The organism is Thalassobacillus devorans (assembly GCF_011761345.1).
GTDB classification, from domain to species: Bacteria; Bacillota; Bacilli; order Bacillales; family Halobacillaceae; genus Thalassobacillus; species Thalassobacillus devorans.
The window spans coordinates 1-22603 of the sequence record NZ_JAASRY010000007.1; the positions used below are offsets into that span (position 1 = coordinate 1).

30 protein-coding genes are annotated in these 22603 nt (G+C 42.3%); 15 read left to right on the forward strand and 15 right to left on the reverse strand.

Features of this window, described 5'->3' with window-relative positions:
* Positions 1-290: 290 nt before the first annotated feature.
* Positions 291-1160, reverse strand: a complete 870-nt coding sequence (locus tag FHS45_RS17825; RefSeq protein WP_062439151.1) for a nucleotidyltransferase-like protein — start codon at positions 1158-1160, stop codon at positions 291-293.
* Positions 1161-1300: 140 nt separating this feature from the next.
* On the opposite strand from FHS45_RS17825, the gene FHS45_RS17830 reads away from it, so the two are divergent.
* Positions 1301-1672: a YgzB family protein gene (locus tag FHS45_RS17830; protein WP_062439154.1), complete on the forward strand. Its 372-nt coding sequence runs from the start codon at positions 1301-1303 to the stop codon at positions 1670-1672.
* Positions 1673-1785: 113 nt separating this feature from the next.
* On the opposite strand, the gene perR is transcribed toward FHS45_RS17830, so the two are convergent.
* The 5 genes from perR to FHS45_RS17855 form a co-directional block, all read right to left on the reverse strand.
* Positions 1786-2223, reverse strand: coding sequence for a peroxide-responsive transcriptional repressor PerR (gene perR, locus FHS45_RS17835; RefSeq protein WP_176223913.1), 438 nt, complete (start codon positions 2221-2223; stop codon positions 1786-1788).
* 122 nt (positions 2224-2345) lie between these two features.
* The gene (locus tag FHS45_RS17840) at positions 2346-2903 is read right to left on the reverse strand and encodes a cob(I)yrinic acid a,c-diamide adenosyltransferase (RefSeq protein WP_062439159.1); all 558 of its coding nucleotides are present in this window, start codon (positions 2901-2903) and stop codon (positions 2346-2348) included.
* A gap of 2 nt (positions 2904-2905) precedes the next feature.
* A complete protein-coding gene (locus FHS45_RS17845; RefSeq protein WP_062439161.1) occupies positions 2906-3859 on the reverse strand; it encodes a D-2-hydroxyacid dehydrogenase in 954 nt (317 codons plus the stop codon).
* 258 nt (positions 3860-4117) lie between these two features.
* Positions 4118-4588, reverse strand: coding sequence for a thioredoxin-dependent thiol peroxidase (bcp, locus tag FHS45_RS17850; RefSeq protein ID WP_062439163.1), 471 nt, complete (start codon positions 4586-4588; stop codon positions 4118-4120).
* Between the two features lie 73 nt (positions 4589-4661).
* Entirely contained in the window at positions 4662-5072 is a 411-nt protein-coding gene (locus FHS45_RS17855; RefSeq protein ID WP_062439165.1) for a potassium channel family protein, read from the reverse strand.
* 224 nt (positions 5073-5296) lie between these two features.
* Between FHS45_RS17855 and FHS45_RS20505 the strand changes: the two genes are divergently transcribed.
* The 9 genes from FHS45_RS20505 (at position 5297) to FHS45_RS17900 (ending at position 13497) form a co-directional block, all read left to right on the forward strand.
* On the forward strand, positions 5297-5950 hold the full coding sequence (locus FHS45_RS20505) for a response regulator transcription factor (protein WP_062439167.1): 654 nt from the start codon (positions 5297-5299) through the stop codon (positions 5948-5950).
* A 93-nt stretch (positions 5951-6043) separates the two neighbouring features.
* Entirely contained in the window at positions 6044-6133 is a 90-nt protein-coding gene (locus FHS45_RS17865; RefSeq protein WP_082411890.1) for a YjcZ family sporulation protein, read from the forward strand.
* A 146-nt stretch (positions 6134-6279) separates the two neighbouring features.
* On the forward strand, positions 6280-7575 hold the full coding sequence (locus FHS45_RS17870; RefSeq protein WP_062439170.1) for a glutamate-1-semialdehyde 2,1-aminomutase: 1296 nt from the start codon (positions 6280-6282) through the stop codon (positions 7573-7575).
* Positions 7576-7964: 389 nt separating this feature from the next.
* Positions 7965-9050 (forward strand): FUSC family protein, encoded by a 1086-nt coding sequence (locus FHS45_RS17875; RefSeq protein WP_308789096.1) that lies wholly within the window; start codon positions 7965-7967, stop codon positions 9048-9050.
* 335 nt (positions 9051-9385) lie between these two features.
* Positions 9386-10324 carry a cytochrome aa3 quinol oxidase subunit II gene (qoxA, locus tag FHS45_RS17880; protein ID WP_062439172.1) on the forward strand — a complete coding sequence of 313 codons (939 nt, stop codon included), beginning with the start codon at positions 9386-9388 and terminating at the stop codon, positions 10322-10324.
* A gap of 26 nt (positions 10325-10350) precedes the next feature.
* Positions 10351-12285, forward strand: a complete 1935-nt coding sequence (gene qoxB / locus FHS45_RS17885; RefSeq protein ID WP_062439174.1) for a cytochrome aa3 quinol oxidase subunit I — start codon at positions 10351-10353, stop codon at positions 12283-12285.
* 1 nt (position 12286) lies between these two features.
* Positions 12287-12892, forward strand: coding sequence for a cytochrome aa3 quinol oxidase subunit III (gene qoxC / locus FHS45_RS17890; RefSeq protein ID WP_062439177.1), 606 nt, complete (start codon positions 12287-12289; stop codon positions 12890-12892).
* Between the two features lies 1 nt (position 12893).
* Positions 12894-13259, forward strand: a complete 366-nt coding sequence (gene qoxD / locus FHS45_RS17895) for a cytochrome aa3 quinol oxidase subunit IV (protein ID WP_062439180.1) — start codon at positions 12894-12896, stop codon at positions 13257-13259.
* 19 nt (positions 13260-13278) lie between these two features.
* Positions 13279-13497, forward strand: a complete 219-nt coding sequence (locus FHS45_RS17900; protein ID WP_062439183.1) for a cytochrome C oxidase subunit IV family protein — start codon at positions 13279-13281, stop codon at positions 13495-13497.
* A 47-nt stretch (positions 13498-13544) separates the two neighbouring features.
* On the opposite strand, the gene FHS45_RS17905 is transcribed toward FHS45_RS17900, so the two are convergent.
* From FHS45_RS17905 to FHS45_RS17925, 5 genes are all read right to left on the reverse strand, one after another.
* On the reverse strand, positions 13545-13817 hold the full coding sequence (locus FHS45_RS17905; RefSeq protein ID WP_062439186.1) for a hypothetical protein: 273 nt from the start codon (positions 13815-13817) through the stop codon (positions 13545-13547).
* A gap of 473 nt (positions 13818-14290) precedes the next feature.
* The gene (locus tag FHS45_RS17910) at positions 14291-14782 is read right to left on the reverse strand and encodes a metallophosphoesterase family protein (RefSeq protein ID WP_208416531.1); all 492 of its coding nucleotides are present in this window, start codon (positions 14780-14782) and stop codon (positions 14291-14293) included.
* A 55-nt stretch (positions 14783-14837) separates the two neighbouring features.
* Complete coding sequence (locus tag FHS45_RS17915) at positions 14838-16607, reverse strand: ABC transporter ATP-binding protein (protein WP_062439189.1); 1770 nt, start codon at positions 16605-16607, stop codon at positions 14838-14840.
* Positions 16608-16697: 90 nt separating this feature from the next.
* Positions 16698-17225 carry a nucleoside tri-diphosphate phosphatase gene (gene ntdP, locus FHS45_RS17920; protein ID WP_062439191.1) on the reverse strand — a complete coding sequence of 176 codons (528 nt, stop codon included), beginning with the start codon at positions 17223-17225 and terminating at the stop codon, positions 16698-16700.
* Between the two features lie 230 nt (positions 17226-17455).
* Complete coding sequence (locus tag FHS45_RS17925) at positions 17456-17641, reverse strand: gamma-type small acid-soluble spore protein (RefSeq protein WP_062439194.1); 186 nt, start codon at positions 17639-17641, stop codon at positions 17456-17458.
* 133 nt (positions 17642-17774) lie between these two features.
* Here FHS45_RS17925 and FHS45_RS17930 point away from each other — a divergent pair, with 133 nt between their 5' ends.
* On the forward strand, positions 17775-18017 hold the full coding sequence (locus tag FHS45_RS17930; RefSeq protein ID WP_062439197.1) for a hypothetical protein: 243 nt from the start codon (positions 17775-17777) through the stop codon (positions 18015-18017).
* Between the two features lie 90 nt (positions 18018-18107).
* On the opposite strand, the gene mutY is transcribed toward FHS45_RS17930, so the two are convergent.
* A complete protein-coding gene (mutY, locus tag FHS45_RS17935; protein WP_062439201.1) occupies positions 18108-19196 on the reverse strand; it encodes an A/G-specific adenine glycosylase in 1089 nt (362 codons plus the stop codon).
* Between the two features lie 121 nt (positions 19197-19317).
* Here mutY and FHS45_RS17940 point away from each other — a divergent pair, with 121 nt between their 5' ends.
* Positions 19318-20310 carry a metal-dependent hydrolase gene (locus FHS45_RS17940; protein ID WP_062439204.1) on the forward strand — a complete coding sequence of 331 codons (993 nt, stop codon included), beginning with the start codon at positions 19318-19320 and terminating at the stop codon, positions 20308-20310.
* Between the two features lie 76 nt (positions 20311-20386).
* Here the strand turns inward: FHS45_RS17940 and FHS45_RS17945 are convergent, their stop codons facing one another.
* Entirely contained in the window at positions 20387-20653 is a 267-nt protein-coding gene (locus tag FHS45_RS17945) for a YfhJ family protein (RefSeq protein WP_062440577.1), read from the reverse strand.
* Positions 20654-20766: 113 nt separating this feature from the next.
* Between FHS45_RS17945 and sspK the strand changes: the two genes are divergently transcribed.
* Complete coding sequence (gene sspK, locus FHS45_RS17950) at positions 20767-20931, forward strand: small, acid-soluble spore protein K (protein WP_062439207.1); 165 nt, start codon at positions 20767-20769, stop codon at positions 20929-20931.
* Positions 20931-21104 (forward strand): YpzG family protein, encoded by a 174-nt coding sequence (locus FHS45_RS17955; RefSeq protein ID WP_082411891.1) that lies wholly within the window; start codon positions 20931-20933, stop codon positions 21102-21104. The genes sspK and FHS45_RS17955 overlap by 1 nt, the downstream gene beginning before the upstream one ends.
* Before the next feature lie 45 nt (positions 21105-21149).
* Here the strand turns inward: FHS45_RS17955 and FHS45_RS17960 are convergent, their stop codons facing one another.
* Positions 21150-21488: a YfhH family protein gene (locus FHS45_RS17960; protein ID WP_062439210.1), complete on the reverse strand. Its 339-nt coding sequence runs from the start codon at positions 21486-21488 to the stop codon at positions 21150-21152.
* An 87-nt stretch (positions 21489-21575) separates the two neighbouring features.
* Here FHS45_RS17960 and FHS45_RS17965 point away from each other — a divergent pair, with 87 nt between their 5' ends.
* The gene (locus FHS45_RS17965) at positions 21576-22235 is read left to right on the forward strand and encodes an SDR family oxidoreductase (RefSeq protein ID WP_148349963.1); all 660 of its coding nucleotides are present in this window, start codon (positions 21576-21578) and stop codon (positions 22233-22235) included.
* Positions 22236-22310: 75 nt separating this feature from the next.
* Here the strand turns inward: FHS45_RS17965 and FHS45_RS17970 are convergent, their stop codons facing one another.
* Positions 22311-22577 (reverse strand): phosphocarrier protein HPr, encoded by a 267-nt coding sequence (locus FHS45_RS17970; RefSeq protein WP_062439213.1) that lies wholly within the window; start codon positions 22575-22577, stop codon positions 22311-22313.
* Positions 22578-22603: the final 26 nt, after the last annotated feature.

Below are 22603 nucleotides of genomic sequence, written 5' to 3' on the forward strand. Positions count from 1 at the left end.
TTCCTCATATAATGAAGAAATTATATTGACGTACTGGTTGGTTCGTTCAGTTTTCAAAGATCAAAATTGTTTTGCCGCTCAAATTGGCGACTTAATTAATATATCATGTGGTTGTTTTAATGTCAACAACTTTTTTCATGATTTGTTTGTTTCTTTCTTGTGGTGTGTCGCTCTCTTAACGCGACGTTTAATAATATACCATGGCATTTTTTTATCGTCAATAGCTTTTCAAATAAAAATTCCGCTTTCTTTATATTGCGCAAAGAAAGCGGATTGCAGAGCAATGAAGTTTAGTTTTTCACCTTATATTTACGATGGTAAATCTCCGGTCCTTTCGTATCGTGGAGTTCTACTTCCAATAATTCTTTCTCTGTTAAGTACTCGATCATCGCCGATAAATCAAGGGCATATAATTGAATCTCCGGATGGACCTTCAGCTCACCAAAAGTCCATGCCCCTTTTTTCTCTTGCATAAGCTCTAATAAATGTTTTGCGCTGTTCTTTGCACGAATGCTAACTGAATGTTCTACCGCAAGCAGCATTAACTGCACACGTTTGTCGGTCGGTTCACCGCTTTGAATTAATTCTTCATATAATTTATACACTTCGGCATCGATTCTCCGTACCTGGTTCCACACTGTTACTTCAGGATGAAACCCTTTTTCAATAATAGCAAGCCTGGCCAAATAATGAAGGGAATGAACCATACGGCTGAATGCATCCAGATACTGCCCGGATTCATATAAATCTTTGGATTCACTGTAGCTTCTGATCAACTTAGCGAATTCAATCGCCTTTTTTAAATCACGGGTTTCCTGTGGGAAGTCATCGAGCTTAGCCTTCAGTTCTTCCATATATTCATTGCGGTCAAAAATTACCTTACCATTGATAACCCATTCTACTGCTCTTCGATATCCGCTTGTCTCCACCCATTCCTTCAATAGTTCTTCATCTACAATATGCATGGCCGCTGTTTTATTTTCAAATTCATAATGTTTCACATACCAGGGATCATCAGCACCTCTTACTATAATTAAGAGGATGACATCAAAATTGTCCGTAACCGGACTGATCGGTTTTTTCTTCTCCATGATCAAGACGCCGAGTGTATTAGGCAGACTTGCGCGTTCTTGATAGATGGGTCGTAATAAATCTTCCATTGTACTTTCCCCCAGCGGTTTTTTTATAGTAGGTCACAAACAATTATTCGATAAATTTGTTGAAAATCCTCTTTTCTTCATGTAATTCCCTGCTAAAATTATGCTATACTACCTTTTGAAAGCATGAAGGAGGGTCACCAGTGGGGTTACAATATAGCAGTAAGATAAATAAAATCCGCACGTTCGCACTTGCGCTGGTATTTGCCGGATTTGGTATCATGTATATAGGTTTATTATTCAAACAGACGGAATGGCTGATGATCATATTCATGATTCTTGGAATGGCATCAATCGGCCTCAGTACCGTTGTTTACTTTTGGATTGGTATGTTATCGACGAAAACCATCCAAATCATCTGCCCGAATTGCGACAAGCCGACAAAAATGCTCGGGAGGGTTGATGCATGTATGCATTGCAAGCAGCCTTTGACATTGGATAAATCCCTTGAAGGAAAAGAATTTGACGAAAAATACAACTCCAAACGATTTCAGAAACAAGAAGAACAGAACTAGCCCATCTTATGTTGAATGAAGGTGTGAGAGACACATCATATTGTATAGAAATAGAATAACAAAATAAGCCCCATCCCCGACAAAAGGAATGAGGCTTATTTTTTATGTTAAGATTAATGTGCGTTTTTCGACTGGCAGTCGCTGCAAATTCCATACACTTCCATGCGATGATTATTTACATCAAATCCTGTCACCTGTTCAGCTAAAGACTCCACCTCATCTAAGCTTGGATAATGGAAGTCGACGATTTTACCACAGGATTCGCAAATAACGTGATAATGCTCTGTGGTATTGCAATCGAATCTGCTGGAAGCATCTCCATACGTTAACTCCCTGACCAGGCCGATATCTTTAAATACCCGCAGGTTGTTATATACAGTGGCAACACTCATGTTAGGGAATTTTCCTTCCAGCGCTTTATAGATTTCATCAGCTGTCGGGTGAGTCATTGAGTTAAGCAAATATTCAAGCACCGCATGACGTTGAGGCGTGATTCGCACACCAGAGTCTTTCAATGTTACGATTGCTTCTTGCAGTCTTTTATCAGACACCGTCATGCACCTCGCTTTCCGTTGACTTTAATTTTAGAATATTATTAAATAATAATCTTTATAAATAGTGTACCTCGTCGTGACTAATATTGTCAATATACGTATATTGTAGATTTACGTTACTATACGTCTGCTTGTAGCGGAGTCTCCTCTCCACCCAATTGATGATTGACATAACGCGCTGCAACAAATAACAAGTCAGATAATCGATTAAGATAGGAGACAACCAACGGATTGTTCACTTCATCGCCCAAGGCCACTGCTGTCCTTTCCGCACGCCGTGCTACCGTGCGTGCAGCATGAAAAGCGGAGGAAGCTTCGTGTCCGGATGGAAGAATGAAGTTTTTCAGCGGTGTCAACACTTCTTCCCACTCATCAATATAGGTTTCCAGCTCTTTAATATGTTCTTCCTTCAACTGCCACATTACATCTTTTCCTTTTGGAGTAGCCAGTTCCGCGCCAACATGGAAAAGAATAGTCTGGACTTTTTTCATAAACGCTTTGAACTTATCACTGCTGTCCCACTCTTCCCGCCTCAAATGACTCAATGCGAGTCCAATCATGGAATTGACTTCATCACATGTCCCGTAAGCTTCAACACGTAAGTCATTTTTAGGTACGCGATCGCCATAAATCAATGATGTGGTTCCTTTATCTCCTGAACGTGTATATATCCTCACCCTTAATACCCCCGTTTTGGATCAATTTTATTAATAAATTCCTCTTGCCCTTGTAGATAGCGTTCCAAGTTATCACTAAAAATATCAAAACCTCGATATTGATATTGTGGCGAAACCCCAGACACGTGGGGTGTCACTGTAATATTTTCTTCCTCCCACAGCACATGGTCTTCCGGAAGTGGTTCCTCCTCGAATACGTCAAGTACTGCATGAGCGATTTCTCCATTGCGAACCGCCTCTAATACTGTCTCCGTTTTAACCAGGTCCCCTCTCCCCATATTCAGGAAAATTGAATGGGCAGGCATCTTCTCAAAGTGTTCTGGTTTAACGAATTCGATCGTTTCTGGTGTGCTTGGCATAACGGCTACTACGAAGTCCGCTTTACTTAACACATGTTTCCAATTATCAGAAGGGTGGGTTTCATCGAAGTAAGGTTTAAGTTTTCCTGTTTTTGATACCCCGATTGTCCTCATCCGAAACGCTTGTGCCAGTCTGGCTGTTTCCTGGCCGATGGCTCCTGTCCCGAGTACCACCAGTGTCTTGCCTGTAATCTCATTCATTACGACTTTACGGTCCCAAATATGGGCTTGTTCGTGGGCGATAACCTTTTTCCCTTGACGTGCTGCTTGAAGCAGCATAGTAAATGTATATTCTGCCATTGGGATCGCATGAATTCCTCGCGCATTCGTCACCAATATTCCTTGCTTATCAATCTGGCTGAATGGCATTTTTTCCATTCCTGCCGACAATACCATGATCCATTTCAGGTTTTTGGCCTGCTTGATCAGTTCGTCGCTTAAATCTTCCCCATAAGTAATGAATATTTCTGCTTCCGGCAATTCCGCTTTTGCTTCTTCAATTCCATGACAGAAAGAAAAGTCCAATTCTGGAAAATCAGCTTCAAGCCTGTTGCGGATATCTTCTTTTACATTCTTTATAGCTGAGAGCACTAGCATATATGTACATCCTCCTCCACTGATCCTGATTCTATTTTAGCTGAATTATCACAATTTACAAAAATAAATCACTTTCCTGTAAAGAAAGTGAAATAAGTCGGTTACTATAAAATAAAAAAAGGAGACACCACTTGTAGTGATGCCTCCAGTAAAGGGGAGGTTTTCGGTTGATACTTTACTTTATGTCCTCCCAATTTATTTGTATAGCGCATATACCCATAACGATGAAAAAACGCTCTAAAAAATAGAGCGTTTACACTAGGATAAGTTTTCCCGGATATATTCGAGTGCTGCCTCTACATGCCCCTTCACTCGCACTTTCCGAAATTCTTTAACGAGATTTCCTTCTTTGTCAATAATGAAAGTGGAGCGTACAATTCCGTAATATTCTTTACCGAAATTTTTCTTAAGCTGCCACACGTCATACGCTTCTGCTGCCTGCTTGTCTTCGTCTGCAAGAAGCAGGAAAGGCAAATCATGTTTGTCGATGAATTTTTCATGGCGCTCTACCGGATCCGGGCTGACCCCTAAGATGACCGCATCCAGGTCGCCAAAGCTTTCATGATGATCCCGGAAGTCACACGCTTCTGTGGTACACCCTGGCGTCATATCTTTCGGGTAAAAATATAAGACGACATTTTTACCGTGGTAATCCGAAAGCTTGACCTTTTCACCATTGCTTGCTTCTAATTCAAAATCAGGTGCTTTTTTTCCAACTTCCACACTCATAAAACTAATCCCTCCTATAAATGATTCATTTTCTATCATTAAGGTTACAGGAAAGGATCCTTAATTTCCAATCTCAATCGACTTTATGCTGTGAATCATAAAACACTCGGACAAACATGGCAGCAGGTATGGTGTAACCAATCAATGCTTCCAGTAAAGCGATCGGTCTGCCCCAGCCTATTGGAATAATATCTCCATAACCTACAGTCAACAGCGTTACGCCGCTGAAATAGATCGCCTGTCCAATGCGATCAAGTAAAGCTTCCTGCTGCAGGCCGCCTCCCGCCAGCAACGGGATTCCGTTCATGGATAGAAGGAAATAGATGATTCCGAAACCAGTCATGACGATGAGATATAAAACCAGCAGGCCGGTGAAAACAGTCAATGAAAAATGATGGTTGTCTGAAATAAGTTCACGAAAAAACGATGTCAAACTGAGTATGATGAGTAATACGATGAACAGCAATATAACTATTTCAACCATATATAGTTACTCCTCACCCTTTGGAATACCTGCCTTTTACACTCTATGCTGTTCCCCCGCTCCCCTATACATAGTTAAGAATGTCATGAAACGTTTTACATTTTTTTCTAAATATTGAAGTTTCAGGACCGATAAAAGGTATAGGCAATTACAATCACGTAAATAGCTATTTATTACCAGTCTGGATTATACTGAAATTAAACAGGTACAAGAGGTGACGGAACGTGAAACGTATATATGTTATAGAGTATGATAAGCAAGTCGCTTCTTTTCTTGTTGAAACTTTAAAAGAGAGTGGCTATCAGCCTTTTCTTGCCAACGATTATGATAAAATTCTGGCGGAGTTCACCGCATATGAACCTCACCTTGTTTTAATAGCGGTTGGGACACCTGCATTTGATGGCCTGTATTGGTCCAGAGAAATAAGAGCCATAGGCAATTGCCCGATTTTATTGATGCCGGATTCTTCTTATAAGATGTCACAAGTAATAGCATTGGAAAATGGAGCAGATGGTTATTTCAGTAAACCATTGAAGGCAATTCCTTTGCAGACTAAAATAGAACGTACCTTAAAGAGGGTTTATGCAGGTGACAAAGGGAGCGCCCTGAAACTGCGCCCCATGGAGATTGAGTATCGGGGAGAAAAACAGTCCCTGACCAGAAAAGAATATTTTCTCATGAAAGCATTTATGGAACGTCCCTCTCAACTATTAACACGTCAGTATCTTTTACAGCTGCTGACAAACAACATTGGAGAATTGGATGATAATACATTATCCGTTAACATTACGAGGCTCCGAAGGAAGTTATCCCAGATTGGATTAGAAAACGCAATACAAACCGTCCGTGGCAAAGGGTATAAATTCTTCTCGAAATAACCCGCCCTTCTTGACATACCTAGGATGAACACACATCCCAATTTCTCCCCCTTTTCATAATATATTGTAAACGCGCAAAGGGGGGTGGAATGAATGGGTTACGGAGGTTACAACAAAGGCTTTGCGTTGATTGTAGTGTTGTTCATCCTATTGATCATCGTTGGCGCAGCATATGTATACTAAGATTAAATAAGCTCACTCAATTCCCAAAAGACTACCCGCTTGCTCCATTATCCCGGGTAGTCTTTTTACATACGCAAGGTTACTAGTGTCGAACATTAGCCTACCCATGCTACAATTATAATCGAATTATTTCAGGGAGGTTTATGATGAACTTTTCAAAATCAGAACAGTTACATGAAGAAGCACTACAGCATATTGTCGGAGGAGTAAATTCTCCTTCTCGTTCTTTCAAAGGTGTGGGCGGCGGTACACCGATTTACATGGAGCGTGCAGAAGGCGCTTATTTCTGGGATGTGGATGGCAATAAGTATATCGATTACCTTGGCGCTTATGGCCCCATCATCACCGGGCACGCACACCCCCATATTACGAAAGCGATCACCACAGCCGCTCAAAATGGCGTTCTTTACGGCACACCAACCTCTTTAGAGAATCAATTCGCAAGTAAATTAAAAGAAGCGATTCCTTCCATGGATAAGGTCAGGTTTGTGAACTCGGGTACCGAAGCAGTAATGACGACCATTCGTGTAGCAAGGGCTTACACCGGCCGGAATAAAATTATTAAATTCGCTGGCTGTTATCATGGCCATTCCGACTTGGTATTGGTAGCTGCAGGTTCAGGTCCTTCCACGTTAGGGACTCCTGATTCAGCCGGGGTTCCCGCTTCTATCGCAGCAGATGTGATTACCGTTCCTTTCAATGATATTGAACCATTCAAGCAAGCACTGGAACGTTGGGGAGATGAAATCGCTGGTGTTTTAGTTGAACCGATTGTCGGAAATTTTGGGATCGTCGAACCGAAGCCTGGCTTTCTGCAACAAGTGAACGAACTGTCACATCAAGCAGGAGCATTAGTAATTTATGATGAGGTAATCACTGCTTTCCGTTTTGCTTATGGAAGCGCACAGCAGCTGGTAGAAGTTGAGCCTGATATGACCGCTATGGGTAAAATCATCGGCGGTGGACTCCCAATTGGAGCTTATGGCGGCCGCGCGGATATCATGGAGCAGGTCGCTCCTCTCGGTCCTGCCTATCAGGCTGGTACTATGGCAGGAAACCCGGCTTCTATGTCGGCAGGGATTGCCTGTCTGGAAGTATTGCAGCAAGAAGGTGTGTATGAAGAACTGGACCGCTTAGGTGCCAAGCTGGAAGAAGGGATAGAAAACAGTGCATTAAAGTACAATATCCCTGTGACTATCAATCGTCTCAAAGGTGCACTGACTGTTTACTTCACAAGCGAACAAGTGGAAAACTATGAACAGGCAGAAAACACAGACGGCGAAATGTTCGCACGCTTTTTTAAATTGATGCTTAATCAAGGTATTAACCTTGCACCTTCCAAATATGAAGCATGGTTCCTGACCACAGCTCACACAGATGAAGATATTGCTAAAACATTAACAGCGGTAGAAGAAACTTTTAAAACGATGGCAAACGATTAATCTTTTTAAGCCCTCTGTATAACAAAAAAGCGGAGGGCTCTCTTATATCTCCTGCCAGTTATAAGCCAGCTTAGGTCAAATTAAAAATTTTTCTCTACTAAAAGACATCAGCCCCTACCAAAACAAGAGTGATTGCTAATAAAGTATGATTATGATAATATAATATTACATTTCTGAAAATTCTCACGATTTATGCGAGAATTGTTCATTTCCTTCCCTTTTCATATTGTTTCAGCTCCGTGCTGAAGCACTTCTGACTTTTGCATCCTATGCAAAAGTCTTTCTTTTTTATACTCACCTTGTCTCCCTTACGCTCACCTTTTTTGTTTCACTTTCTTCATTAAATAGCTTAAGGTGGTAATAAAGAACAGCAGTAATTTAGAAAGGTGATGCCGATGAAGCTGGGTGCCAGAATGATGAAGACTGGGCTTGCTGTGGCAGTAGCGATTTATGTCGCTTCGTTATTTGAACTGACTAATGAGGTGATCGCAGCAATTGCTGCCCTTTTTTCAATCCAGCCCTCTATTTATCGTTCGTTTCAAACTGTTATTGAACAAATACAAGCGAATATCATTGCGGCTGCTGTTGCAATAATTACTGTATATACCTTAGGAGACAGCCCCTTTATCGTTGGTTTTTCCATTATCGTGGTAATCGCTCTTAATATGAAATTGAAAATGAATGAGAATACGATTATCTTTGCGTTAGTGGCCGTGGTGGTGTTAATGGAGCCGACCGATATGGCCTTCCTGCCTTATGCGGGTGCACGCATTGTTTCCTTGATGATCGGTATATTATCTGCATTTGTTGTGAACCTGGCATTTGTACCTCCTAAATATGAAACCAATCTGTTCCGGCAAATCGATCGCAACACGAGCGATATTTTACAATGGCTGCGGGTAACTACCCACCATTTATCAGACGAGCCAGCCTTAAAGACAGAAATGAACAGGCTGCAGGATGAAATGCGCTACATCGACCAAACCTATCTGCTGTACAAAGAAGAACGTACCTACTTAAGAAAAAAAAGATTTACAAAAGCACGGAAAATGGTACTATTCCGGCAGCTGATTGCAACAACGAAGAAATCATACGATGTTTTAAAAGCATTCCATCGTCTTGAAGGTGATATCGATCATATCCCTAAAGACTTTCAGGAAGTGCTGGTATCCGAACTGGATAAGGTTATTCACGCCCATGAAAAACTGATGCTTAGCCTGATGGGGCGTATCCGTAAAACTCATAAAGAATCTCTAAGAGAGTCAAAAACTCCTGATATTCCTAAGCTGGTGGAACAGCTGATCCATATCTACGAAGATGATCATGACCATGATAAACTAATTTTTCTTCCATTGGCTGCTCAGCTAATGGAGTACCATTACCATCTGGAACACTTAAAACGCATTATTAAAAGCTATCAACGATTTCATTATGAAAGTCACCGAAGTATGTTCGAACAAAAACAAGCACGATAATAAGTATGAACAGGTTGTCGAGAACATCTCGGCAGCCTTTTTCTTTATGAACGTGTAACTGTTTAAAGAAAAAAGAATGCTTTCGTCTTGTGCTTAGTGATAATTCAGGTTCCTCTAATTCTTTATAGACCTTTCCTTTTTATTCCACTTTTTCTAATATTCCCTTAAGGTTTGAACATTTTGTGTCGAAAATTCCACAAAAAATTGAACATTCAATTACAAATTAGTTAATCCGTACGAAAAAGGGTATTAGGGTGCTATAATTCACTTCACGTATTATTAGTTTTCACTATTTACACAGTAGAAATAATAGATTGATAGGAGTGTTTGGCTTCATGAGACATAAGAGACCCCATTTGCAAAAATGGCTGGCATTGCTTCCGCTAAGTTTAGTCTTTTTATTGAGCGGCTGCAGTGAATTGACAGTCCTTGACCCTAAAGGGCCTGTCGGACAAAGCCAAAAAGATCTGATCGTATTTTCCCTTTGGTTTATGCTCGGGATAGTAGTTGTCGTCTTTGCTCTGTTCGCATTTATGGTTATCAAGTACCGTAATCGACCTGGCCGAAACGATAAAGATTATGATCCTGACCTGCATGGTAATACAGCAATTGAAATAGTCTGGACAGTAATACCTCTCATTATCGTTATCATCTTATCTGTACCGACAGTTACAACATTATTCGATTTAGAAAAACCGCCGGAATCATCATCGGATAAAGAGCCGCTGGTCATTTATGCTACATCAGCAGACTGGAAATGGTTCTTCAGTTATCCGGAACAGGATATTGAAACAGTAAATTATCTCCATATTCCAACGGACCGGGCGATTGAGTTCCGTCTATCATCAGCAGATTCCATGGCAGCGTTATGGATTCCGCAACTCGGTGGCCAGAAATACAATATGGCCGGGATGGAAAATACCCTGTACCTGCAAGCAGATGAGCCTGGCACATACGATGGCCGTAATGGGAACTTCAATGGAGAAGGCTTTACGGAACAGACATTTAAGGTTCACGCCCAAGAGGAAGAAGAGTTTAATGACTGGGTACAAGAAACACAGGACGAAGCACCTGAACTGACCCAGGAAGAATATGACGAACTGCTTGCACCTAGTGTCATGGACGAGCAGATGACATTTTCCAATACGCACCTGGGGTGGGTAGACCATGGCACAAATGATGGCCGCGACTATGCAATTAAGCGGCATCGAGATGCCTACCAGGAACTATTACATCTGGAAAACGAAATTAAAGGTGATGACAAGCATGAATAGTTATCAGAGAAAGCAGGTGAACAGCTATGAAGCTAGATGAATTTTTCGTAACCGGTGAACCACTCGTATACGGTGGAATGGTTTCCATTGTATTGGTTACTAGCGCCGTCATTTTTCTACTCACCTATTTTAAAAGGTGGGGATGGCTATGGCGTGAGTGGCTGACAACCGTTGATCATAAAAAAATCGGTATTATGTACATTTTAAGTGCGTTAGCAATGTTATTCCGTGGGGGCATGGATGCCCTTATGATGCGAATACAACTGGCGTTTCCAAATATGAACTTCCTAAACGCCCAGCACTATGATGAAATCTTTACGACTCACGGAACCATCATGATTATCTTTATGGCGATGCCTTTCTTGATCGGCCTGATGAACATCATCGTTCCGCTGCAAATCGGGGCTCGTGATTTCGCGTTTCCTTATGTCAACGCCTTGAGCTTCTGGTCGTTCTTTTTTGGAGCCATGTTATTCAATATTTCCTTCGTCATTGGCGGTTCTCCTGACGCTGGATGGACAAGCTACACGCCATTATCAGGAGCTGCTATGAGCCCAGGCCCTGGCCAGAACTTTTATTTGATGGGCCTACAGCTTTCGGGGATTGGTACGTTGGCGACAGGAATCAATTTGATGGTGACAATTTTAAAAATGCGTGCACCAGGAATGAAACTTTTCAAAATGCCAATTTTCACCTGGTCTACCCTGGTCACCTGTTTCATTATCATTTTTGCCTTTCCGATTTTGACAGTCGCTTTAGCTCTGCTAACAATTGACCGTATTTTCGGTGCCCAGTTCTTTACAGTAACGGGTGAAGGGATGCCGATGATGTGGGCGAACTTATTCTGGATGTGGGGCCACCCGGAAGTTTACATCGTCATTTTGCCGGCATTTGGTATCTTTTCTGAAGTAATCGCGACCTTTGCACGTAAGCGATTGTTCGGGTATCACGCCATGGTCTGGTCGATGATTTTGATTGCCGGATTAAGTTTCCTTGTCTGGGTACACCATTTCTTCACCATGGGTGCTGGAGCATTCGTTAACTCTGTATTCTCAGTATCAACAATGTTGATTGCTGTACCTACTGGAGTGAAGATATTTAACTGGCTGGCCACGCTATATAAATCAAAAATCGAGTTCACTACACCGATGATGTGGTCGCTCGCATTCATTCCGAGTTTTGTTCTCGGCGGTGTCACCGGGGTCATGCTCGGTATGGCGGCAGCTGACTATCAATTTCACAACTCGTATTTCCTAATTGCCCACTTCCATTACGTATTGATTGCCGGAACCGTCTTCGCTTGTTTTGCAGGACTGGAATACTGGTATCCGAAAATGTTTGGGCACAAGCTAAATGAGCGAATCGGGAAACTGGCATTCTGGTTCTTCGTCATCGGTTTCCATGTTACCTTCTTCCCGCAATATTTCGTTGGTTTAGACGGAATGCCGCGCCGTGTTTTCTATATCATTCCAGAGTGGATGCCATTGAATGTCATCTCAACAGTCGGTGCTTTTGGAATGGGTGTTGGGTTCGCTATTTTCGTATTCAATATTTACTACAGCTATCGGAACAGCAAACGGGAAAAAACAGGCGATTCCTGGGATGGACGTACTCTTGAATGGGCGACACCGACACCTGTACCGTTCTATAATTTCGCTACTGTACCTCATGCAGATAAGTACGATGCTTTCTTAGACATGAAGGAAAAAGGCGAAACAACATTTGAGGAAGAAAAACTCGAGCCAATTCATATGCCAAGCAATACAGGGCAGCCGATCATTATGATGGCAATCGCTGCTTTTGCCAGTTTCGCTCTGATATTTGAATGGATTACCCTGGCAGTGATCGGGCTCGTCGGTGTCCTGATCATGATGGGAATACGCTCGTTTGATTATGACGAGGGTTATCATGTTGAAGTAGATGAAATTAAGCGTATCGAACGCGATGCAAGGGGGTTATAACATGAGTGCACATGAATTGAAATCGGGCCCATTAGAATATCGTACACAGGAAGGTCAAATGAGCATTCTCGGCTTTTGGATCTTCCTTGCGGCAGAAGTTGTCCTGTTCTCCACGCTATTCGCTACCTATGCGGTGTTATTCGGACGGACAGCAGATGCACCAGTACCAGGTGAGTTGTTTGAACCAGGTATCGTACTTGTTATGACTTTCCTTTTGCTTACAAGTAGTTTCACTTGCGGGATAGCTATTCATCATATGCGCAGAGGATCTGTTAAAGGTCTGATGACATGGCTGATTATTACCCTGATACTTGGACTTGGTTTTCTAGGATTTGAAATATATGAGTTTGTTCATTACTCCCATGAAGGTGCCACGCTGCAATCCAGCGCATTCTGGTCAGCCTTCTACACACTGGCAGGCACCCATGGTGTCCACGTGACATTAGGTATCGGCTGGGCAGTATTACTCTTGATTCAACTAGCTAAACGCGGATTGACTCCAGTAACAAGCAGGAAAGTCTTTATTATCAGTCTCTACTGGCATTTCCTTGATGTCATCTGGATATTCATTTTCACTAGTGTTTATTTGATTGGGATGGTGGTTTAGTATGGCAGAGCATTCGAAACGTTTTCCCATAAACCATATTATCGGATTTGTATTGTCCATTGTTTTGACATTGCTTGCTGCCTGGGCTGCTCTTGGGTCTGACTTGCCTGTTAAATGGATTATCGCTGGCATTATGACGCTAGCCGTTATCCAGGCAGGCATCCAGTTATTTATGTTCATGCATATGACTGAACGAGAAAGCGGTGGCGGACATGTGCCATGGAATATGATGTTCCACGGTTTCGTGCTGGCAGCTATTATCGTAGCCGGGTCACTATTTACAATGTCGTTTGGCTTCACCCATGACCATGATGATGGTGGAAGCCATCAACAAGAAGAGCAGCAGGAAGAGCACAGCGGACATTAACCACAGGTGGTGAAAAGTTATGAATAACCAAAAAGAGCTGAAAAACTACGAAGCCCCCGTCGCAATGCCCTGGAAACCTGTTTTTGGGTTTATCCTTTGTATTATTTTGACGGCCTTCTCCCTGTGGGGAATGTTTTACGTTGATTATTCCCCTAAAATTCTTTTAGGGCTAATAACTATACTAGCCTTCTCCCAGGCTGTTATTCAGTTATTACATGTCCAGGAACAAATAAAATAAATGAAAAGCCCCCGTTCCTGGCAGCCAGGAACGGGGGCTTTTTAAGTTTATTGGTAGCTTTCTTGTGCCACTCCTGAAGTTTTAACCATACGAATGATGAACATTACCCAGCCCACTTCTGCTGCAAACAGACTTGCATAGAACATGAGCCATGAGATAGAAAATGCAGCTGGTGCTGTTTGAAAAACAGCTTCGAAAAAATACAGCCACATACCAACAAGCAAAATTGTATGAACTAGTGCCAGAACCGTCTTTTTTAATTGTAAGAATAAGAAAGGGGTTACCGATGCAAGCAGCATGAACATTAGGATAATACCCATTTAGAGATCAACTCCTCTTAGTGTCTGGTTTTCATGTAAGCGTATTCTTCTTATTAGTATTGTAACAAATTGTTCGAACAATTGACACAAAAAGTTCACAATATAGGTATTGTTATCCATCCCTACTATGTTTACCACGGCACCTCTATGTTATAGGTGCAGTAAACGATCTTTTTATTTTACTACGGTTCTTTACCATAAAAGTGTTAGTGGCGGCTGGGAAACTACTCGCTTTCCAGCTTCATTTCTTTCCTGTGGGGGAACTGGCGAGCTTCCTCGGGCTATCGCCCTGTGGGATCTCGCCTAGATCCTTCTCCCACGGGATTCTCGCAGTTTCCCAACCACCCCATCCGAAGGATGGGAGAAAAGAACTTCTGTTATAGATGAGACTTTCTTCTACAATCAATGGTTACAAGCATGTTTTTACAAGTGTCTCTCCCTTTGGTTGAACGACTGCATAATGGAAACAGATTCTAATTAAAAAACACATGCTCTGCCCTGATACCTTCATCGATTGTAAGGATCCCAAAAGAGTAGTACGGAAGTCTTCGCTTATCTGTCGGAGATCCAGGATTAAATAGTAAAAGCTTCTTAAAATAGCGCAGCATAGGAATATGGGAATGACCAAATATAAGCATATCAAGATCTTCTCTTTGAAAGGCTTCTAACGCTCGTTTTTCTGTTGTTTTTCCCTCTCCGTCTCCATGCACAAGACCGACCTTAAACCCATTTAATTGCAGGGTCTCTTTATGGGAAAAGTAACTTTTAATGTCTTCTCCGTCCACATTTCCGTATACACCTTTCACTTCTCCGTATTCACGGAGTGCATCGTAGACATCAAGCGACTGCCAATCCCCTGTATGAATAATCAGGTCTGCAGAAGAAAGTTCTGTCACCAGGCGCTCAGGTAACTGTTTTCCTTTTTTCGGCATATGTGTATCTCCGGTAACTACCACCTTCACCATTCATCCTCCTTTTATAGGTAGGTGCATTAAAAAAGAGAGGGTTCCTCCCTCTCTTCTATGTTCCCATATACTCCGTTTTACTATCGTCTAATTCCTGAACTTGATATAAATCATAGTATCCCCCGCGCAGCCCCATCAACTCTTCATGGGTGCCGGTCTCTTTGATCTGCCCACTTTCAATCAACACAATACGGTCTGCGTGTGTAATTGTCGATAGTCTGTGTGCTACGATGAATGTCGTCCGGTCGGAGGCCAGTTTTTCTAATGCTTCCTGAATTAAATGCTCACTTTCCAAATCAAGTGCGGACGTCGCTTCATCCAGTATCAGAAGCGGCGGGTTCTTTAAAAATACCCGGGCAATAGCCACACGCTGTTTCTGGCCACCGGAAAGCTTGACTCCCCTCTCTCCGACCATCGTATGGTAGCCGTTCGGGAGCTCTGTAATAAAGTCATGAGCATTAGCAGCTTTTGCGGCCTCAATCATTTCTTCATCAGTAGCATCCGGGTTGCCCATTTTAATATTCATGGCAATCGATTCACTGAATAAAATATTGTCCTGCAGTACCATACCGATTTTATCTCTCAATGTGCGAGCTTTGACGTCGCGTATATCCTGCCCATCAATCAGAATTCTCCCTTCCTCCACATCATAGAACCTTGGAATCAGACTGATCAGCGTAGACTTACCCCCGCCACTCATTCCGACAAAGGCTATCGTTTCTCCGTGTTTGACATCAAGGGATAAATTCTTGAGTACGAGTGATTCTTCATCTTCATACCGGAAAGAAACATTGTCAAAAGTAACATCTCCATCAACATGGGTCAGTTCCTTGGCATCCTTTTTATCTTTGATATCATATTTTTCATCCATGAATTCAAAGACACGGTCCATCGATGCAATCGACTGAGTTAGAACTGTCGAGGAGTTCACTAACCGGCGAAGCGGGTTATAGACACGGTCCATATAGCCAGTGAATGCAACAAGTGTACCTACGGTTAGATTACCCGTGATTACCTGATAACCGGCAAACGTAATGACAAGCAATGGAGCCAGGTCAGTAATGGTATTAGTGACCGAATATGTGTAAGCATTCCAGTTCGTATGCTTAAGAGCTTTATCAAGAAAGTTTGAGTTCTGAACATCGAATTGCTGTTGCTCATGATCTTCAAGCGCAAAACTGCGGATCACCGGCATCCCCTGTACTCGTTCGTGAAGGTGGCCTTGTACTTCTGCCAGCGCCTGGGAACGTTCTCGTGTCAGGCGCCGTAATTTAACATAAAAGAACTTCACCGCAAGTCCATACAGCGGGAATAAGGATATAGCTACTAGTGTCAGCCAGATGTCCATGTTCAGCATGATGATAATTGCGATCACGATGGTGAACATATCCAGCCAGATATTCATAAGACCGGTAATGACGAAGGTTTTCGTCTGTTCGACGTCATGAATGACACGAGAAATAATCTCCCCTGTTTTCGTACGGGAATAAAACCGCAGGCTCAGCTTTTGAATATGATCAAAAAGCTTATCACGTACATCATAGAGGATTTTGCTGCCTATCCACTGGGCAAGATACTGCCGGATATACTCAACAGGCGGCCTCAACACAAAAAATACTAAAAAGGCCCCGCCCATCAGCCAAAATAACTGATTGAACTGTTCGCTCTGCGTCATGTCGCCTCCGATAATATCATCAATGACATATTTAATAATCAATGGCATTAAAAGGGGAATAGAAAATTTAATGATACCAATTAAAATAGTTAAAATGATTTTGCCTTTATAAGGTTTAACAAAGGCTAAATATCGTTTGATGCTGTCCACAGCTGTCACCTCTTTCTATATGCAAAAGCACCTGCCTGCCTCAAAAGGAATGCCGCGCACACATGAAGCGGCGCGGCTGTTTCATTTTAGTTAGCGATATGTCAAATAGCGTTCGTACCATTGATCAATGAATTCAGGGGAAAACGGACCCTTGCGCTGTCTGACCCAGCGTACAAGTGTGTCTACATTGTTATGCAAAATACGATCAAGCACCTTCGGGTAATTCATTTCCCGTTTATGCTGCTCATACTCGTCTTCATCCAGCAGCGTAAAAGTCATATCCGGGTAGACTTTGACATCTAAATCATAGTCAATGTATTTCAACCCTTCTTCATCATATACAAAAGGAGAACTGATATTACAGTAATAGTATACGCCATCATTGCGAAGCATACCGATGATGTTAAACCAATGTTTGGAATGGAAATAACAGATTGCCGGCTCCCTTGTCATCCATGTCCGCCCATCACTTTCTGTTACAATCGTCCGATCATTCGCTCCAATGACAACATTTCTTGTTCCTTTTAATATCGTCGTGCTGTCCCATATCCTGTGCAGCTTACCATTATGTTTATAGCTCTGTATTTGGACCGATTGTCCTGGTTCTGGTGCAGGCATAAGATCTCCCTTCCCTAACGTCATAATAACCACCGATTTTATCTACTCTAATCATTATAACGATAACTGTCAGTAATTGAAAATATTAGAGTCTTAGCCAGGAGTCAGCAGACGAACTAATCCATAAAAAAACAGACCGTTGCTTCTTCCAATTGGAAAAGAAGCACGGTCTGCCTTTTTCAGCAGCTGCTTTTGTCTGCTATTCGTTTAGAAGATTCGGGGGATCTTCGTTATTTCTTTTTAGCTTGAGACTTTTGGTTTTGTTGACGAACTTCTTGTGCGTCAGTCTCTGCAGCAAATTCAGCACCATATTGTTGTTGCTGCTGACCTTTTTGAGCAGCTTGCTGGTTTTGCTGTCTTACTTCTGCAGCATTAGTTTTGCTTGGGTTTTGTTGGTTTTGTTGTTTTTTAGCCATCTTTATCACCTCCGCAAGAATTAGAATGCCCAAGTTGAAATGTCATTATCCAAAAAAACAAAATTCCATGTTTAACCATTTTTGAATAAGGTGCAGGATTTTTTCCACACTAATAAAGGAGGAGGCGAAAAACATGTATACAGGCCGGGATATGAGCGAGCTGACCATGAGCAGCAAACAGGAGTGGAAAAATGAAGAACTGCGCTTTTTCCACTATTCTTTGTCTCAAATTGCCCCTTATTTGAATCAAGAAGGCACAACGATTCTAAGGGAAATCAACGAAGAAATTGTAAATCGTGGCGGGCTCGCCTATCACATAGAAGATATTCCTGAATATCACAGGAGCGTCCATTCGACAACGATTGCTCCTTTGTAATCCGTTAAAGTAGTTTGTTACCTTATGTTCGCTGCATGAAAACTTTCTTAGAGTGAAAAAAGCTCCAGCACCCTAATGGGGCTGGACCTTTTAATGTACATGTTTCGCTATTTTCTGATGGGAAACTGGAAACGGATAAGATTCCAATTCTTCCAGAGAAACAAACCTGGCTCTTGGATGATCCAATTCTCCAGCTTCGATTGCGCCAGGAATCACTTCCAATTCCCAAATAAGGTGGGAAAAAACGTGTTTTATCTTATCTAAGGATCCACCTGGCTTAATGTTGATCCCATATTCTCCGTAAAACCAATGTACGAGATGGCTGCGATCTATATCGGCAAGGGGAACCATCGGAAACTCCCATAAATTTGCAAGCAGACCATCTGCAGGCCTCTGCTGGATTAGAACTTCTCCTTGATCATTAATAACAATCATGGCCGCATAGGGAACTCGTTTTTGTTTTTTCGTCTTTGTTTTTATCGGAAGCTCTTGCTCGACTCCCTCATGGAATGCACGGCAATGATCTTGTACCGGACATAACATGCAACTTGGAGACTTCGGAGTACAGACCAGCGCACCAAGCTCCATTAATCCCTGGTTGAAAGACGATGGATCTTCCGTTGAAATCACCTCTCGGATGAGAGACTCGAATAATTTTTTGGTACCCTGCTTCGCAATGTCATCTTCCAGATATAAAATACGCGACATGACACGCATGACATTACCATCAACAGCAGGTTCCGGTTTATCGTAAGCAATACTTAAGATGGCCCCTTTTGTATATGGACCTACACCTTTGAGGGAACCTAATTCATCAGCTTCATCCGGAACTTTCCCACCATAATCACTGACGACTTCACGAATGGCGTTTTGCAGATTGCGAGCACGGGAATAGTAACCTAGACCTTCCCACGCCTTCAACACTTCCTGTTCGTCCGCTTCGGCAAGTCTTTCAGGTGTGGGGAATTTTTCAATAAAACGCTGAAAATAAGGGATGACCGTATCGACTTTGGTCTGTTGAAGCATGATTTCAGATACCCATACTCGATAAGGGTCCTGATTATCTCGCCATGGAAGGGTACGCTGTTCCTGTTTAAACCAATTGATCAAATCGTGCTGAAATTCCTTCCGGTTAAACCCGGATAAAATGCCATTAATTCGTGCTTGTTTATTTTTCATTGTGATTCACCTTTCATGATACAATTAAATCAAAAAGCTTATAGCAGTAAGGGAAATAGAATTACTCCCACTTTGTATAGACCAATGAAATCACCAAGAAGTCCATAAAGGAGGTATCTGGATGGATACCGGTACTCATGTTGTCATGGGAGTCGCCTTAGGAGGGCTGGCTACGCTTGATCCAGTAGTTCAAAATGACCCGGCTTTGTTCAATGCCGTGCTTGTCGGTACCATGGTCGGATCCCAGGCGCCTGATTTCGATACGATACTAAAATTAAAAAATAACGCCGTTTATATAAGAAACCATCGGGGAATCACCCATTCGATACCAGCGGTTATCTTTTGGGGCCTTGCATTATCCGGTGTCATATATGCTTTCGTTCCAGAGGTCAGTTTCCTTCATTTATGGCTCTGGACTTTCTTAGCAGTGATTTTGCACGTGTTCGTCGATGTATTCAATGCCTACGGAACGCAAGCCTATCGTCCGTTTACAAAACGATGGGTTGCATACGGCTTTATTAATACCTTCGACCTTTACATCTTTCTAATGCATATCGCCGGTATCGTAGCCTGGAACCTGGGAGCTAATCCTGGATTAACCTGGCTGATCATCTACTTTGTCATCGCGCTTTACTATGTTAAACGTTACTTTGACAAACGCGAGATGGTCAGACTGGTCCATGACCACTTTGAAAATGTTGCGCAAATTGCTACTTCACCGACCATGAAACAAAATAACTGGCGGATCGCCATTACGACAGATCAACATTATTATGTGGGAAAGGCAGAGAATGGGCATATCATCATTTTAGATGAATTTCCGCGGCAAACCATCCCGAAAGATGAACCGATTATGAAAAGAGCTATGGAAGATCATAATATCAAAGCTTTCCTGTCATTCTCCCCGGTATATCGTTGGGAAATGACTTATTACAATGAGCACACCGAAGTGCGATTCATTGATTTACGTTACCGTTCACGCGGAAGGTATCCATTTGTTGCGGTAGCCCAAATCGATGATTCCACTTTGGAAATTATGAATTCCTATACAGGATGGGTATTTACAGAAGAAAAACTGAAAAGTAAATTGGATCCTGTTCCCGTGGATTCATGAATAAGAGGCTGACTCCTAGTGGTGCCTACCCTTTAATCAGGGGAGACACCGATAGGAACCAGCCTCTTATTTTTATTCAATTCAATGGCCTTTTCCTGGTAAGCATATCTTTATATTTAGGATTGTTAGCAGCAAATTCATGCAGCTTCGCTCCATAATGGTTGATCCACTGTGTCACAATCTGCTCGGTCAATTGCTTTCCCTGGTATTCATGCCCCGCCTTCGCTCTTGTCACTTCAAAATCTTCCCATAAGAGCTCAACCCATGTGCGCGCTTCATCAATCGATAACGACGGGTTCTTTTCATATAACTGATCAGCAAGACGCTGAAAAATTTCTTCCATTTTTGTCACCTCATATGTTCCCAATCATTACTTCCTCATTGTAACACATAGCTGTTTTGAATTTACATAAACTATACTTGCATCATGAATTGATGCTATAGGAGGCTGAAAAAATGCGTAATAAAACTGTTGGCTTTCCAGAAAAAAAAATGAACGGAGAACCAAGGGCTAAAGCGGAATTTGCTTCCAAACGGGCCGATGGTTCGATAAACATTCATCCGAAAGAGCGTATGGCCCGCTCTTCACACAGGCTGGACGAAGGGAAAGGTGAAATCTAATGGGTAGAAAAAAAGGACGGAAACCTCACAAAGGTTTTTTTGATAATTTGTATAGTGACCCATTCGATTCCCCACGTGCCAACCCGAAACATGCTGCTCACCAGGTAAATGGCGAAACACAGCAGACACAATCCGAAATCATCACGGAAGTACAGATGAATAAACGTGCCTGACCTCCAGTAATAAAGCGCGCCTCACATACAGGCGCGCTTTTTTAGTTAATTCATTTTTTTACCAAGCATGGAAATCGGCAGTGCTTCTTCTTCCTCTTCACTAACCTTTTCCCCTTGATCGTTCAACCGGTATCCCCAGGCAAATGTGCCATTCATGTATACGATCCTGAAGTTATGTGCTGGATCACCGTCGATCTGGTATTCCTCTCCTGGCTTGAAATCAGCCGGGTTCAACATATAAGATTTTGCCATAATGATCTTTCGCTCATAAACAGCGTACTCATTTACCATCCCCATTTGTTCAGCCTTTCTTGCTTTATCGGTCAACTCGCCAATTTCCCGGCGTAATTCCTCGATGGACATATCACTATATCTGCGTTCCATTATATTCCCTCCTATGGTTATCCATTTACATTTTAACAAGCATTAGTCACAATGGAAATGAGGAACATTGAGGAAAGGGGAATTCATGTGGGAAAAGTTGTAATTACCGGGGGCGGTACTGGGTTAGGCAGAGCATTAGCGCACCGTTATACCAAGGAAGGTTACGAAATTATCCTTCTGGGGAGAACGGAACGCAATTTATCCCTGGTTCGAACTGAAATACTTAAAGAAGGCGGAGCGGCTGAATCCTATATTTGTGATGTCACAGAGCCTGCATCCGTTAGAGAAGCGATCCGTCAATTGGACCGTATTGATGTATTGATTAATAATGCCGGCATCGGAATTTTTGGTGAATTATCTACATTGAAAGAAGCAGATATAGATAAAATGCTTGATACCAATGTAAAAGGAACGATACTGATGACTCAGGAAGCTCTTCCACTACTAAAAGAATCGGAAGGCAGAGTCCTGAACATCATTTCCACTGCGGGGCTCCGTGGTAAAGTGAATGAGTCTGTCTATTGTGCCAGCAAATTCGCTGTTCGCGGCTTCACAGAAAGCCTTCAGAAAGAATGGGAAAGCCAGCCGATATCAGCGACAGCTGTTTATATGGGCGGTATGAACACGCCATTCTGGTCAGAAAGCGACCATGTTGCTGACCCGTCACGTCTGAAAGGTCCTGAAGGCGTCGCAGATAAAATTTTCACTGAAGACGATCGTCGTAAAGAGATTAAAGTCGATTCTTAAATTATGGAGTAAAAACATAAAAAAAGCTGCTGAACCTCATTTTAAGAGGCCAGCAGCTTTTCTTTTTCATGGAAATTACTCTCCAAGTCCTTCTTCTTTCACTTTGTTTACTACTGCTTCTAGTGCTTCTTTTTCGTCTTCGCCATCCGCAGTCAATTTAATATCAGCATCATTTGGGATGCCAAGTGACATAACACCCATGATGGACTTTAAGTTGACGGACTTGTCTTTATACTCCAGGTTCACATCTGATTGATATTGACCTGCTACCTGAACCATTGCTGTCGCCGGGCGGGCGTGTAGTCCGTCTGCTGCTGTAATTTTCATTGTTTGTTCTACCATTTGAATCTCTCCTCTTTTATATAATT

What these genes read in the sequence shown, in the direction of transcription:
- bcp (WP_062439163.1), bottom strand. Translation starts at nt 4,588, where the DNA reads ATGAGTGTGGAAGTTGGAAAAAAAGCACCTGATTTTGAATTAGAAGCA.
- FHS45_RS17870 (WP_062439170.1), top strand. Translation starts at nt 6,280, where the DNA reads ATGAACTTTTCAAAATCAGAACAGTTACATGAAGAAGCACTACAGCAT.
- FHS45_RS17945 (WP_062440577.1), bottom strand. Translation starts at nt 20,653, where the DNA reads ATGGAAGAAATTTTTCAGCGTCTTGCTGATCAGTTATATGAAAAGAAC.
- sspK (WP_062439207.1), top strand. Translation starts at nt 20,767, where the DNA reads ATGCGTAATAAAACTGTTGGCTTTCCAGAAAAAAAAATGAACGGAGAA.
- FHS45_RS17900 (WP_062439183.1), top strand. Translation starts at nt 13,279, where the DNA reads ATGAATAACCAAAAAGAGCTGAAAAACTACGAAGCCCCCGTCGCAATG.
- FHS45_RS17940 (WP_062439204.1), top strand. Translation starts at nt 19,318, where the DNA reads ATGGATACCGGTACTCATGTTGTCATGGGAGTCGCCTTAGGAGGGCTG.
- FHS45_RS17960 (WP_062439210.1), bottom strand. Translation starts at nt 21,488, where the DNA reads ATGGAACGCAGATATAGTGATATGTCCATCGAGGAATTACGCCGGGAA.
- FHS45_RS17910 (WP_208416531.1), bottom strand. Translation starts at nt 14,782, where the DNA reads ATGGTGAAGGTGGTAGTTACCGGAGATACACATATGCCGAAAAAAGGA.
- FHS45_RS17905 (WP_062439186.1), bottom strand. Translation starts at nt 13,817, where the DNA reads ATGGGTATTATCCTAATGTTCATGCTGCTTGCATCGGTAACCCCTTTC.
- FHS45_RS17925 (WP_062439194.1), bottom strand. Translation starts at nt 17,641, where the DNA reads ATGGCTAAAAAACAACAAAACCAACAAAACCCAAGCAAAACTAATGCT.
- FHS45_RS17930 (WP_062439197.1), top strand. Translation starts at nt 17,775, where the DNA reads ATGTATACAGGCCGGGATATGAGCGAGCTGACCATGAGCAGCAAACAG.
- FHS45_RS17970 (WP_062439213.1), bottom strand. Translation starts at nt 22,577, where the DNA reads ATGGTAGAACAAACAATGAAAATTACAGCAGCAGACGGACTACACGCC.
- FHS45_RS17865 (WP_082411890.1), top strand. Translation starts at nt 6,044, where the DNA reads ATGGGTTACGGAGGTTACAACAAAGGCTTTGCGTTGATTGTAGTGTTG.
- qoxB (WP_062439174.1), top strand. Translation starts at nt 10,351, where the DNA reads ATGAAGCTAGATGAATTTTTCGTAACCGGTGAACCACTCGTATACGGT.
- FHS45_RS17845 (WP_062439161.1), bottom strand. Translation starts at nt 3,859, where the DNA reads ATGCTAGTGCTCTCAGCTATAAAGAATGTAAAAGAAGATATCCGCAAC.
- ntdP (WP_062439191.1), bottom strand. Translation starts at nt 17,225, where the DNA reads ATGCCTGCACCAGAACCAGGACAATCGGTCCAAATACAGAGCTATAAA.
- qoxC (WP_062439177.1), top strand. Translation starts at nt 12,287, where the DNA reads ATGAGTGCACATGAATTGAAATCGGGCCCATTAGAATATCGTACACAG.
- FHS45_RS17825 (WP_062439151.1), bottom strand. Translation starts at nt 1,160, where the DNA reads ATGGAAGATTTATTACGACCCATCTATCAAGAACGCGCAAGTCTGCCT.
- qoxD (WP_062439180.1), top strand. Translation starts at nt 12,894, where the DNA reads ATGGCAGAGCATTCGAAACGTTTTCCCATAAACCATATTATCGGATTT.
- FHS45_RS17955 (WP_082411891.1), top strand. Translation starts at nt 20,931, where the DNA reads ATGGGTAGAAAAAAAGGACGGAAACCTCACAAAGGTTTTTTTGATAAT.
- FHS45_RS17855 (WP_062439165.1), bottom strand. Translation starts at nt 5,072, where the DNA reads ATGGTTGAAATAGTTATATTGCTGTTCATCGTATTACTCATCATACTC.
- mutY (WP_062439201.1), bottom strand. Translation starts at nt 19,196, where the DNA reads ATGAAAAATAAACAAGCACGAATTAATGGCATTTTATCCGGGTTTAAC.
- qoxA (WP_062439172.1), top strand. Translation starts at nt 9,386, where the DNA reads ATGAGACATAAGAGACCCCATTTGCAAAAATGGCTGGCATTGCTTCCG.
- FHS45_RS17875 (WP_308789096.1), top strand. Translation starts at nt 7,965, where the DNA reads ATGCCGATGAAGCTGGGTGCCAGAATGATGAAGACTGGGCTTGCTGTG.